General features: G+C 58.9%; 10 protein-coding genes and 1 pseudogene. 4 read left to right on the forward strand and 7 right to left on the reverse strand.

The window, feature by feature from the left end; all coding sequences use genetic code 11:
- Positions 1 to 4 precede the first annotated feature (4 nt).
- On the forward strand, positions 5 to 694 hold the full coding sequence (locus tag ACWNC0_RS01670; RefSeq protein ID WP_449469161.1) for a TetR/AcrR family transcriptional regulator: 690 nt from the start codon (positions 5 to 7) through the stop codon (positions 692 to 694).
- A 162-nt stretch (positions 695 to 856) separates the two neighbouring features.
- On the opposite strand, the gene ACWNC0_RS01675 is transcribed toward ACWNC0_RS01670, so the two are convergent.
- A complete protein-coding gene (locus tag ACWNC0_RS01675; protein WP_449469163.1) occupies positions 857 to 1,144 on the reverse strand; it encodes a hypothetical protein in 288 nt (95 codons plus the stop codon).
- A gap of 300 nt (positions 1,145 to 1,444) precedes the next feature.
- Between ACWNC0_RS01675 and ACWNC0_RS01680 the strand changes: the two genes are divergently transcribed.
- Positions 1,445 to 3,703: a glycoside hydrolase family 3 N-terminal domain-containing protein gene (locus ACWNC0_RS01680; RefSeq protein WP_449469164.1), complete on the forward strand. Its 2,259-nt coding sequence runs from the start codon at positions 1,445 to 1,447 to the stop codon at positions 3,701 to 3,703.
- A gap of 210 nt (positions 3,704 to 3,913) precedes the next feature.
- Here ACWNC0_RS01680 and ACWNC0_RS01685 read toward each other — a convergent pair.
- The 6 genes and pseudogenes from ACWNC0_RS01685 to ACWNC0_RS01710 all read right to left on the reverse strand — a co-directional run bounded on the left by ACWNC0_RS01685 (position 3,914) and on the right by ACWNC0_RS01710 (position 10,911).
- Positions 3,914 to 4,577, reverse strand: a pseudogene (locus tag ACWNC0_RS01685) (transposase).
- A 249-nt stretch (positions 4,578 to 4,826) separates the two neighbouring features.
- The gene (locus ACWNC0_RS01690; RefSeq protein WP_449469165.1) at positions 4,827 to 5,735 is read right to left on the reverse strand and encodes a bifunctional 5,10-methylenetetrahydrofolate dehydrogenase/5,10-methenyltetrahydrofolate cyclohydrolase; all 909 of its coding nucleotides are present in this window, start codon (positions 5,733 to 5,735) and stop codon (positions 4,827 to 4,829) included.
- 47 nt (positions 5,736 to 5,782) lie between these two features.
- Entirely contained in the window at positions 5,783 to 6,667 is an 885-nt protein-coding gene (gene purU, locus ACWNC0_RS01695; protein ID WP_449469167.1) for a formyltetrahydrofolate deformylase, read from the reverse strand.
- 42 nt (positions 6,668 to 6,709) lie between these two features.
- On the reverse strand, positions 6,710 to 7,639 hold the full coding sequence (locus tag ACWNC0_RS01700; RefSeq protein ID WP_449469168.1) for an electron transfer flavoprotein subunit alpha/FixB family protein: 930 nt from the start codon (positions 7,637 to 7,639) through the stop codon (positions 6,710 to 6,712).
- A 1-nt stretch (position 7,640) separates the two neighbouring features.
- Positions 7,641 to 8,387: an electron transfer flavoprotein subunit beta/FixA family protein gene (locus ACWNC0_RS01705; RefSeq protein WP_449469170.1), complete on the reverse strand. Its 747-nt coding sequence runs from the start codon at positions 8,385 to 8,387 to the stop codon at positions 7,641 to 7,643.
- Between the two features lie 73 nt (positions 8,388 to 8,460).
- Entirely contained in the window at positions 8,461 to 10,911 is a 2,451-nt protein-coding gene (locus ACWNC0_RS01710; protein WP_449469171.1) for a GcvT family protein, read from the reverse strand.
- 640 nt (positions 10,912 to 11,551) lie between these two features.
- On the opposite strand from ACWNC0_RS01710, the gene ACWNC0_RS01715 reads away from it, so the two are divergent.
- Both ACWNC0_RS01715 and ACWNC0_RS01720 read left to right on the forward strand, forming a co-directional pair.
- Positions 11,552 to 11,965 (forward strand): DUF3422 family protein, encoded by a 414-nt coding sequence (locus ACWNC0_RS01715; RefSeq protein ID WP_449469173.1) that lies wholly within the window; start codon positions 11,552 to 11,554, stop codon positions 11,963 to 11,965.
- Positions 11,859 to 12,833: a DUF3422 domain-containing protein gene (locus tag ACWNC0_RS01720; RefSeq protein WP_449469175.1), complete on the forward strand. Its 975-nt coding sequence runs from the start codon at positions 11,859 to 11,861 to the stop codon at positions 12,831 to 12,833. Before ACWNC0_RS01715 ends, ACWNC0_RS01720 begins: the two co-directional genes overlap by 107 nt.
- The last annotated feature ends 48 nt before the right edge of the window (positions 12,834 to 12,881 follow it).

Below are 12,881 nucleotides of genomic sequence, written 5' to 3' on the forward strand. Positions count from 1 at the left end.
GGACATGCGGGTGAAGGAAGCGAAGAAATGCGGTTCAGGGAGAGGCGCAGAATCTAATTCCGGAAGCGCGCCCGTTAGACGCATGGGACGCCCACCGAATAAACAGGCGGGCGAGATCGAAGAGGCTATTTTATCGGCAGCGAAGGAATTATTCCTTTCGGTCGGTTACGAAACCACCTCGATGGAAGCCGTGGCACAAGCTGCGGGGGTTTCAAAAAGAACCCTATATATTCGGCATTCGACCAAGGATGCACTGATGAGGGCAGTCGTCGAAGATCGTGTCCGTACATGGTCTGACGAAGCCAGCAGACGTAATAGTGACACACCAGAAGAGTTTCCGGAAAGTCTGCGGCGACACGCGCAAACGTTTATCCATATGCTCGCCAGTCCTGAAGTTCAGAAATTTAGCCAGTTAATTGCAACAACAGCGCACCGATTTCCTGAAATTGCTGAAACATTCTATCAGGTAGGCTATAACTACGAAGTCGAATTTCTGACCGAGGAAATAATAAGAGGTACGCGGAACGATCCTGTACCTCCAAAGGACCCCAGGCGAACGGCTATACAATTGTTGAGCATGATACAGGGGTGGCGCAGGACCGAGGAAACGGTACGGACCATCCGTCCAGCCGAAGCAGCGGAATTTGCTTCACAAGCCGTAGACGTTCTGCTGCGCGGCAGGGAAAGTTGGTGATGCCTTAAACGGCACGAGCAGGACTGGCCGGATATTCATCCCCGGCCCACCGAATAGAGCATAAACCGATCACGTTGAATCGGATTATGCTCTATTTATCTTTTGTTTTCCGCGTCCTCCAAGCCAGCAGGCGACTTCATCTGCTTCGAAAACGCTCCAGCCTTACTTAGCCTTCAGCTTGGCAAGGTCTGCGTCGATTTCGGTAAGCACCTTGTCGGTGATCTGATCGGGCGAATATTGTTGGATATCCTTCAGCGTCATCGACCGGGCCATATCGACCTGGTCGTTGGTGGTCATGCCAGGAACATGCCTTTCCAGAATAGCCTTTGCCGCAGGATCGTCCAGCAGCGTGCCGATTTCCGTCGTCGAGCTTGAATAAGCCGTTTGAGCGAAAGCGGGGAGGGGGGCCATAGCCAGGACTGTCGCGGCTAAAATCAATTTCTTCATCATCCAACTCTCCATCAACGAATGGCAGTACATCTAACAGGAACTCGAAAAAATGCAACGAGACTGTTTACTTGCATGTAGATGTATGAGTATGCCTTGCTCGCTGCTGAACGACACTAATCTAGTGGGAGAGAGACGGCCGAGGCGATGATGGCTAAGGGTAGGAGCCGAAGCATCCCGATATGATCGCTGGCGCGATCGCTTGGGCGGCTGGCTGGAAGGACCGCGCTGCGCCGACGGCAAGGAAATCAGCTCGTAAAGAGCGCTCGCCACACCTGCCTTTTTTATTGGAGTTTGCCCGAGATGTTCCGCGATACCACCATCAGCCGCCGATCTGTCCTGATTAGCTCCGCATGCCTTTTCGCATGGCAGGCATCGGGCATCCCTGCGGCGATGGGGGCCGTACGCCGCCCGCTGTCGAGCCGCGTGAAATCGCTGATTGCGCAGATGACGATCGAAGAGAAGGCGGGGCAGCTGACGCTGATGCCAACCCCCTGGACCTCCGCCGCCGCAGCCAAGATCAACCCCGCTGCCGCAGTCAAGAATGTCGAAAATCTTGTTGGCGACGCGCAGGCGGGACGATTGGGCGGCGTTTTCAACGGCTTTGGCGTGGATGCGCATCGCAAGTTGCAGGCTGCCGCGATGAAGGGACGGCTCGGCATCCCCATGATCTTCGCGGGCGATGTCATTCACGGCTATCGCACGGTTTTCCCGGTTCCACTGGCTGAGGCGGCGAGTTTCGACCCCGACCTTGCCGAGCGCACTGCCCGTGCAGCAGCGGAGGAGATGGCGGCAACCGGGTTCGACTGGGTCTTCGCACCGATGGTCGATGTGGGCCGCGATGCCCGTTGGGGCCGGACAGTCGAAGGCGCTGGCGAAGATGTGCTTCTGTCCATGGATATGGCCCGCGCCCGGACGCGGGGATTTCAGGGCCGTTCGCTCTCGAACGATGCATCGGTTGCTGCGTGCATGAAGCATTTCGTCGCTTATGGCGCTGCGGAAAGTGGGCTGGATTATAATACAGCCGACATTTCGGAGCGGACGCTACGGGAAGTCTATCTTCCGCCGTTTCAGGCAGCCATCGACGCGGGCTGCGCCACCGTCATGGCCGCGTTTGAGGATATCGCGGGGCGTCCCATTCATGGTGGCCGCGAATATCTGACCGACATATTGCGCGGCGAGATGGGGTTCGATGGACTGGTCGTTGGCGACTATAACGGCGATGTGGAGATCGCGGCCCGTGGTTTGGCCGCCGACGCCCGCGACGCCGCGCGGATCGCAATCATGGCCGGACTCGACATGAGCATGGCGAGTGGCATCTATCGCGACCATCTGCCCTCGCTGGTGCAGGCGGGCGAAGTGCCGATGGAACGGGTCGATGAGGCGGTCGGCCGCGTCCTCGCGCTGAAGGAACAGCTTGGCCTGTTCGAGGATCCGTTCCGGCGCATGGACCTGAAACGCCAGCAGACGCGCATGCGCACGAAGCCTGCGCTGTCGCTCGCGCGCGAGGCAGCCAGACGATCGATCGTTATGTTGAAGAATGAGGGAGATTTGCTGCCCCTGCCACGCAAGGGCAAGCGCATCGCCATCATCGGGCCGTTTGCCGAGGGGCCGAGCAACTTGCACGGTCCCTGGACGCTGTTTGCGGACAACAAGGAAGCAGTCGATCTGGCTAGCGCGGTGCGGACGGCCGTTGCCGACGCCTCGATGGTCAGCATCGTAAAGGGCAGCGATATTACCAGCCCCATTGAAGGCGGTATCGACGCCGCCGTCGCAGTTGCCCGTGCCGCTGACATCGTCATCCTTGCAGTGGGAGAACGCGAAGCGATGTCGGGCGAGGCCGCATCGCGCGATCTGATTGTCGTGCCCCCCGCGCAAAAGGCCCTTGCAGAGGCGGTCGCCGCAGTCGGCAAGCCGATGATAGTCGCCTTGCGGAATGGAAGGGCACTGGCATTGGAAGGGGCGATCCTTGATGCTCCGGCGATTCTGGTCACCTGGTTTCTGGGCTCCGAAACGGGCAATGCCACTGCCGATATCCTGTTCGGCGCGACTGGCCCGTCCGGCCGCCTGCCGGTCAGCTTCCCCATCTCGGCGGGGCAGGTGCCCTATTATTATGCGCACCGGCGGCCGGGCCGCCCAAACAACACGCGCTATATCACGTCGAAATATGAGGCGCGCTTTCCATTCGGCCATGGCCTGACCTATGGAAAGATCAGCTATTCCGATCTCGTCCTTTCCTCCAAGAAAATCGGGATGGATGGCCAGTTGCGCGTCACGGTGACGGTCAGCAACCATGGGCAATATGCTGCCCGGGAATTGGTGCAACTCTACGTACAGGATGTCGTCGCATCCGTCACCCAGCCGATCCGTGAGCTGAAGGCCTACCGGCATGTCGAACTGGCGCCGGGCCAATCGCAACAGGTGACGCTGGATTTGCGGGCCGCAGACCTTGCCTTCATCGGCGTCGATCTGAAGCCCTTGATCGAGGCTGGCCGGTTCAAATTATGGATTGCGCAGTCCGCTGAGGCGGCAGGGCTGGCGGAAGAGTTTGATGTCGCTTGATCTGACGGCGCACCTAGGGCGTTTTTGAGCAGATGGAATCCTTTCTGGACTTGTAACGGCCGCGCTCAGGACCGAGATGGTCGCGCGCGGCGTATGGGCCAACATCAAGCCCAGCGGTGCCACCCGATACGACAAGCGCGACAACAACTTCCTCGCCTCAGTCCAACTCGCTTCCATCCGCATATGGTTGCGACATAATGAATCGGCCCCCTAGTCACCTGAATCCGAAGTTCGGTTCATTATTTTTTGGCAGAAGCGTTTGACCGAGGCGAGGATTTCGTCGGCTGACTTCACCCATTTGTAGGGCTTGGGGTTTTCCTTGTGAGCCGCAATGAATGCATGATGTCAGCTTCGAGTTCTGCCGTCGACCGGTGGACACCGCGCTGCAACTGCTTGCGCGTCAATTCGGCGAACCAACGCTCAACCTGATTGATCCAAGAGGCCGATGTTGGTGTGAAGTGGACATGCCAGTGCGGACGTCGCGCCAGCTAGGCCTTGATCTTCGGTGTCTTGTGAGTGGCATAGTTGTCCATCACAAGGTGCACGTCTGGTCCCTTGGGCATCTCGGCATCGATCCGCTTGAGGAAGTCGAGGAACTCGGTTGCGCGGTGCCGTTTGTAGCACTTGCCGATCACTCATCGGCCAGCCCTTCAATGCCATCCTGCACGAACCGACGCCGCCATTTGCCCACCGTATGCTCGTGGACATTGAGGCGTGCGGCCACCTCCTTGCTCTGCAGCCCCTCCGCACAGAGCAGAACCATTCGGCACCGGTCGGATAGGGAACGCGGTGCTTTGCGACGCCGGACCTGACCTTCGAGAAAGGACCGGTCCGCCGCGCTCAAAACCACCAAATCCGCTTGCCTACCCACCATCTCTCATGCCTCCGCCGCCTGATCGACATAGGCACCATACAATGATGCTTACTTCAGTTCCAGGTGACTAGGGGGCAACAACAAGGAAGATGCGCGCTGGATAAAGCACAAGGGGAAGCGCGCTGGAGCTGTTTTCGCTGTTCATCGACGTGGTTGGGGAAGTGAATGTCGGCCTGGATGCCGATCCGTTGCTTCAACATGGGCAGGTGCCCCGCAGCAACTGACTTGCCCTGACTGCTCGTGCGGCCACTAAGCCACGCGAGGGACGGATATGGTCCGTTGAACGTCCGGTGAGGAGCCAGCCGTCATCATATTGGCTGCGCGGACGGTATTCGACAGGAGACATGCGATGGTCATGGGTCCGACGCCGCCGGGCACAGGGGTGACGGCCGCGGCGTGATCCAGCTCGGAAGTCACCGCATCACCCACGATGATGCTCCGGCCATCCTTGTCGATAATCTTGTTGATGCCGATATCTATCACGATCGCTCCGGGCTTGACCCAGCCGCCGCGCACCAGGCCGGGACTGCCTGCGGCCACGATCACGATGTCGGCGGTTGAGACGATGGACGGCAGATTACGCGTGTTGATGTGCGTGACGGTGACGGTGCATTCTCTTTCCAGCAAAAGCAGGGCGACAGGCTTGCCGACGATGTTGGACTTTCCGATGACGACTGCCTTGAGGCCGCAAAAGTCTTGCACCACGCTTTCAAGCAGAAGAAGACAACCGAGTGGCGTGCAGGGGATCAGTCCCTGAGTGCCCGTAGACAGTCGGCCAACATTTACGGGGTGGAAGCCGTCCACGTCCTTCGACGGGCAAATGCGGTCCAGCACGGTCGCTGCGTCAATATGCTTCGGCAGCGGTAGCTGGACCAATATGCCATGCACGGAGGGATCGATGTTCAGCGCATCGATCTCTGCCAGAAGGGCGTCCTGGGTCGTTTCGCTCGGCAGGCGTCGCTCGATCGACGCTATGCCGACCCGCTTGGAGGCCTTCAACTTGCGCGAGACATAGACATGGCTCGCCGGATCATCGCCCACCAGAATGACCGCCAAGGTGGGCGCGATACCACAGCGCGTCCGGAAGGCGTCCACGTCGAGGCGAACGGTCTCCAGAATGTCCTCGGCCATCATTTTGCCGTCGATGATCTTCGCCATGGTCAGCCTTGTCGGGTGTTGTGGACGGCAGGACGCCGACGGCGATGTCAGCCCACGCGATCGGCGGCGTAGCTGCCTGGACTGGCGGGAAAAACGATCGTCCGGTCGCCATTTACGAATACCCGATGATGTATGTGGGCGTGGATCGCGCGGGCCAATGTGCGGCTCTCCACATCCCGTCCAATGGATACATAATCGTCGGCGCTCTGGGCATGTGTAACGGCTATCGTTTCCTGCTCGATGATCGGGCCTTCATCCAGTTCCGCGGTAACGTAATGGGCGGTGGCGCCGATGAGTTTCACGCCGCGCTTGTGGGCCTGGTGATAGGGCTTCGCCCCCTTGAATCCCGGCAGGAAACTGTGATGGATGTTGATGACCCGGCCCGGCATCCTGCGGCACAGTTCGTCCGAAAGCACCTGCATATAGCGGGCAAGGACGATGAGATCGGCTTGCGTGCGCTCGACGATTGCCATCAGTTCGGCTTCGGCTTCAGCCTTATTATCCTTGGTCACCTTGATATGGTGAAACGGCAGGTCGTGACTGAGCACAAGATGCTGGTAATCGAAATGGTTGGAGATGACGCCCACGATGTCGATCGGCAGCATGCCGATCTTCCATCGATACAGAATGTCATTCAGGCAATGTCCAAAGCGGGACACCATCAGGATGACCTTCATCCTGACTGTGGAATCATGAAACTCGAAATTCATATTCCATTCTGCGCCGATCGGCGTGAAGCCCTCCGCGATCTCCGAAAGCGCCTTCCCCTCTTCGGAGATGAAGCTGACCCGCATGAAGAAGGTGCCGGTTTCCACATCATCGAATTGCGATGAATCCGAGATGCTGCAACCCTGGCTTGCCAGGTAGCTGGAAATGGCGGCCACGATCCCGCGCTTTGACGGACAGGATACGGTGAGGATATCGGTCGTCACATTCTTCTCCAAAATTCTATGCCCAGTTGCGCGGCGTGGGCTTCACAGCTTTGCGGTCAGTACAGGGACGGCGGTGAAAAGATCGGCGACGAGCCCGATATCGGCGACCTGAAAAATCGGCGCGTCCACATCCTGATTGATGGCGATGATGGTCTTGCTGTCCTTCATGCCAGCCAGATGCTGTATCGCGCCCGATATGCCGACCGCGATATAAAGTTCGGGAGCAACGATCTTGCCCGTTTGCCCCACCTGATAGTCGTTGGGCGCATAGCCCGCGTCGACGGCGGCGCGGCTGGCGCCTACGCCCGCGCCGAGCTTGTCGGCCAATGGCATGATGATCTGCTCGAACGTTTCCGCATCCTTGAGCGCGCGACCGCCGGAAACCACTATCTTGGCGGAGGTGAGTTCAGGGCGTTCCAGCTTTGCGATTTCCGCACCCACAAAAGTGGACAGACCGGCGTCCGCCCCGATGGAAACCTCCTCGATGGCGGCGGAACCGCCTGTCGTGGGTGCCATGGGAAAGGCCGAACCCCGCACGGTGATCACCAGCTTGGAATCTGTGGATTCGACGGTCGCGATGACATTTCCGGCGTAGATCGCGCGGGTGAAGATTCTTTCTCCTTCCACGGAGAGGATCTCCGAAATCTGCATGACATCGAGCAGCGCGGCGACGCGTGGCGCCACACTCTTCCCCATGCTTGTCGCTGGGGCGAGAAATGCGTCGTGGTCGGTCATGAGGGCCGCCACCAGCGGCGCGACATTCTCCGGCAACGCGTGCTCGTAACAGGCGTGATCGGCCAGAAGGACTTTATCGACGCCCGTGATACGTGCAGCCGCCTCTGCTACGGCGCGGCACGCAAATCCGGCCACCAGCAGGTCGACGGGGCCGAGTTTGGCAGCGGCCGTGACGGCGGGCAGGGTGGCGTCCTTAACCGCGCCATTGTCATGCTCGACCAAAAGGAGAGTTCTCATCTCAGGCAACTCCCATTTCCTTGATTTTGACGGCCAGAGCGTCCGTATCGGTGACTTTGATACCGGCGGAGCGGGCAGGCGGCTCGGCCAGCTTCAGGGTCTTGATGCGCGGGGTGCAATCCACCCCGTAATCTGCCGGACTCTTTATCGCGACCGGCTGCTTTTTCGCCTTCATGATGTTGGGAAGTGAGGCGTAGCGAGGATCGTTCAGCCTGAGATCGGCAGTGATGATCGCTGGAAGGGGTAGCCTTACCGTTTCCTGGCCACCGTCGATCTCCCGCGTCACCTCGATTGCGTCGCCATCGACGCTGATCCGGCTCGCAAAGGCGCCCTGCGGTCGGCCCAGCAGGCCCGCGAGCATCTGGCCGGTCTGGTTTGCATCGTCGTCGATCGCCTGTTTTCCGAGGATGACGAGACCTGGGTCGGTCTCCGCCACGATCTCTTTCAGAATTTTCGCGACGGCGAGCGGTTCGACTTCCGCGTCGGTCTCGACAAGGATGGCGCGATCCGCCCCCATGGCCAATGCCGTACGTAGGGTGTCCTGCGCCTTGGCGGGGCCGATGGAAACGGCGATGACCTCGGCCGCCTGACCCGATTCCTTGAGGCGGATCGCTTCCTCAAGGGCGATTTCGTCGAAGGGGTTCATGGCCATCTTGACGTTGGCAAGGTCAACGCCGCTTCCGTCCGCCTTGACCCTGGGCCTTACATTGAAATCTATGACTCGCTTCACGGGAACGAGAATGCGCATGATATCCTCCCGGCGACGCTAAAGCGCCTTCAATGGGTGCAGCTGTTGTTGCGAGAATGCTGGCTTGAGCGGCTCACGCCTTGATGCGCAGGCCCTTTGGATCATACCAGGGGCCTAACTGCGCCTCCACCTCATGCCGCTTCCATGCAATCTCGACCTCGAAGCTACTCGCTTCCAGAAACGCCTTGTCGACGCCATCCTCGTGATGGACATAGCCCATCCCCAGCGAAGCCCCGATGCGATGGCCATAAGCTCCCGAAGAGATGTCGCCGACTATCCGGTCACCGATCCACAGCGGTTCGTTGTGGAAGACGAACGGCGCGTCGGGATCCTTCAGCTTGAACTGGATGAGGCGTTTGGTGAGCTTGCCTGCTTCCTTCTGACGCAGAAGTGCGTCTCGGCCGATGAAGCCGCCCGGCTTGTCCAGCGCGACCGCGAAACCCAGGCCGCCCTCCAGCGGCGTATCCTCCTCGCCGATGTCGTGCGCCCAGTGGCGATAGCCCTTTTCCATGCGGAGGGAGTTGAGGGCGAAAAAGCCAGCGTCGCGAAGTCCGAACTCCGTTCCCGCTTCGACAAGGACATCATACACATGCTGGGCGAACTCAGCCGGCATGTAGAGTTCCCAACCCAGTTCACCCACAAAGGTGACGCGGCTGGCGCGGACCTTCGCGTAGCCGAGGTCGATTTCCTGGCTGGTGCCGAAAGGAAAAGCTTCGTTGGAGAAGTCGGCGGGCGAAATCTTCTGCAGCAGTTCGCGTGACTTGGGTCCCATCACGGCCAGCATCGGCATTCCAGACGTGATGTCGACCACATGGGCATGCGCGTCATCCGGGATATGCCGCTTTAGCCAAGCCATGTCACGGCGCTGGGACGCAGCGATCGTGACGATCATGAAGGATGTTTCTGACAGGCGCGTGATGGTGACGTCGGCCTCGATGCCACCCTTGGGATTGAGCCACTGGGTATAGACCAGCTTGCCGACCGGGACGTCGATTTCATTGGCGGAAAGTTTGTTGAGCACCTTGAGGGCGTCGCGGCCCTCCATCAGATATTTGACGTAGCAGCTTAGGTCGAAGACTGAAACATTCTCGGCCGTGTTGCGGCATTCGGCAGCAGTGTCTTCGAACCAGCTTGGCTTATGATAGGAATATTCCACCTTCGGTGTTGTTCCTGCGATGCCGAAGAAGCCGGGTCGTTCATACCCATTCATTTCGGTCATCCATGCGCCCTTGGCGATCAGGCGATCGTGGAAGGGGCTGCGTCGAACGTTGCGGGCGGTCTCCATCTGCAGGTTGGGCCAATGCATGTTGTACATTGCGCCGAGTGTTTCTGTCGTCCGGTCGTGAAGATATTTCTTGTTGGTCTGGAACGAGACCGTGCGACGGACATCGACATCGACCAACTCCACGGGGGGCATGCCGTCGTTTATCCAGTCCGCAAGAACCTTGCCGACGCCGCCCGAAGACAAGATGCCTACCGAGTTGAAGCCACAAGCGGTGAACAGGCCGCGCACCTCTGGCGTTTCGCCCAGCAGGTAGCGGTCGTCGGGGGTGAAGCTCTCAGGTCCGTTGAAAAACAGCTGGATACCCGCATTGGCCAGCAGCGGCACACGGTTCACCGCGAGTTCGAGGATCGGTTCGAAATGGTCGAAATCTTCGGGCAGCGTATCGAAACAGAAATCGGGTGAGATGCCGTTCATGCCCCAAGGCTTGGCGTTCGGCTCAAAGCAGCCGAGCAGGAGCTTCCCTGCATCCTCCTTATAATAGGCGTGCTCGTCAGTGACGAACATGACAGGCAGGTTGCGCGGAAGTTCCGGGATAGCCTCGGTGACGATGTAGAAATGCTCTGCGGCATGCAGGGGCAGGCTTACGCCGATTTGCGCCGCCAGATCGCGCGACCACATGCCGCCGGTGATGACGACCTTCTTCGCCCGGATTTCGCCTTGCTCGGTCATGACGCCGACGGCCTTGCCGCCTTCGACGATGATGTTCTTGACGAGGCATTGCTCAAGGATCTTGGCGCCGCCCATGCGCGCGCCCTTTGCATAAGCCATCGTTACGTCGATGGGATTGACCTGACCGTCATTGGGGAACCAGAAACCGCCGACGATGCCGTCGATGTTTACCGGCGACCAGCGCTCCTTGATCTGGCCGGGAGTGACAGGTTCGACAGGCAAGCCGAAATTCCGTCCCATTGATGCCCCGCGGGCAAGCTCTTCGAGCCGCTCGGGCGTCTTGGCGAGGCGCAGCGAACCCCGCTGCATATAACCGGTTGCCATGCCCGTCTCGGCTTCCAGCTGTCCGAACAGCTGCCCCGTATAATAGGCAAGCTCTGTCATCCGCCGGTTTGCGCGGAGCTGGGTCACCAGTCCGGCGGCATGCCAGGTTGTGCCACAGGTCAGTTGCTTGCGCTCGCATAGCACAACGTCGGAAATGCCCAGCTTGGTCAAATGGTAAGCTATGGAGCATCCTGCGATGCCGCCACCTACGATTACGACTTCGGCGGAACTCGGATATGACGTCACGAAAAACACTCCAGATGTCTGCGATATGGCGAGTGCGCAGAGGTATTCACATGCGCATGTGAAGAGGTACGCCGGTCTCTCAAGTCATCGCCCGGCACCAGGTCTGTAAATTTTAATCGGAGCGTTTGATCGTCCGGCAAACTGTTTATCCGCCATTGGAACGACGCACCCATCAAGAGAAAATCTATTCTAGAGATGGCATAGTGCTGATGATGGACTGGTGTAACAATACCCCGCTCGGGGTAGTACCTGTGCAGGCCGGCTAGGGGGGCATGGGCCATTTAAAGGCCGCGCGAACGGGAAATGCGGCTGATTTGGGCCACCGTCAGTTAGACGTGTGGCATCCGTCTCTCGTAACCCTACTTCTCGCACGCCGCATATCTCAAGGGCAGCAATGGCAGAAGGTAAAGTCTCCGACTGTAATCCGGCAACTACTCCGATGAGGGTAGGAGCATGGCCAGCACTCACCAGCTATATATTCGTCATGGTGAACCGATGGCGGGCTTCTGTACCCAGAACTGATTTGGGATGCGGATCAAGCCCAGCACCTTTCCATCTAATTGGATGAACAGCACAAATCTGCGGATGCGCCGTTGCGAGAAAGGCGTTGGTAGGATGGGCAAATGAGGGGACGAGGAGCATGAGAGAACATGATCTCCGCAAGCGGGTCGTCGAAGAAATGCATTTGCGGCGCTGGCCGAGGCTTTCAGCGCCGATGGAGATCGTGCAGATACTCAACATTCTGGATGAAGGCGATCGGGCGCGGGAACGCGATTTTGTCGCCCAGTTCAGCGGGAATCCGGCTTGCCTAACCGGCGCCAGCCATGTTTCGGGAACGCTGCATAGCGGGATAGCCTACACTTGGGAGCGTCACAGCGAAGCAAGCACCGTCACTCTTTTTTATAGACTCCGGCCAGTCGGAATCGGCGTACCACGCTGTTTCGAAAATGGAAAAATTGCCGGGCGCCGCGATACGCGCAACCAGGATCAAGATCGTCGAAGACGAGGAGAATGCTCAGGCACGCTTGGAGGATATGGCGTTCGTCGGCGATGAATTGATATCCTGCCATGTGGGCGACGGTATTCGCATCTGGTCCGATTTTCGTATCGGCCCCGAAGGCTATGGCAGGCTTCTGGTAGCCGCAAATGGCGCCAGTGACGGCGACCTCACGCGTACCGTGCAGCGGTTTCAGGAACTAGGAAATTACCGCAATCTGGCCCTTATGGGTTTGCCGGTGGCCCAGGCGCAATCGCGATTGCTGCATGAAGCAGAGGCGAAGCTGGGGGACCTTGGTCAACTGCTGAGTCATCCAGAAGTCCGCGACGACGATCTACTGAGCGAGCTGTGTCAGCTCTCATTGGAAATCGGCGCCCTCGCTGGCGCAACAAACTATAGAATGAGTGCGACCGCAGCATATGCTCAGCTGGTTGATGAGCGGCTGGCCGAACTGGCTCCCCGGCCGATAAGGGGATGCCAGTCGCTCACTGATTTCACGCAACGCCGCTTTCTTCCAGCGGTGCGCACATGTGCGAGTTTCACCAAAAGGTCACGGCAGATCGCCAATCTGGCGGCCCATCTTTCCAGTTTGCTGAGGACCCGGATCGAAACGCGGATCGAAAATCAGAACGCAAGACTTCTGGCCTCGCTCGAACAAAACACCAGCATGACCCTGAGACTTCAGCAGTTGGTGGAGGGATTGTCCGTGGTCGCCATCAGCTATTATGGCGTGTCGCTGCTGGGGCATATGCTTGAGGGAATCGAGCCCTTCGCGCCTGCTCTCCACGCTTCGGCGATCGTGTCCGTCGCGACGCCGCTCATATTGGCTGGAACCTGGTTTTGCTTGCACCGCCTCCGCAAAGCGCTGCTGCGGCAGTCGGGAGCGGGAAGCAATCCAGAGCAACTGGAGCGGAAGCCGCGGTAATAAAAGAGCTATCCGTTTCCCGACGGCAAGCGAGCACTGTTCAGGCAA

The organism is Sphingobium chungangianum, from assembly GCF_977014255.1.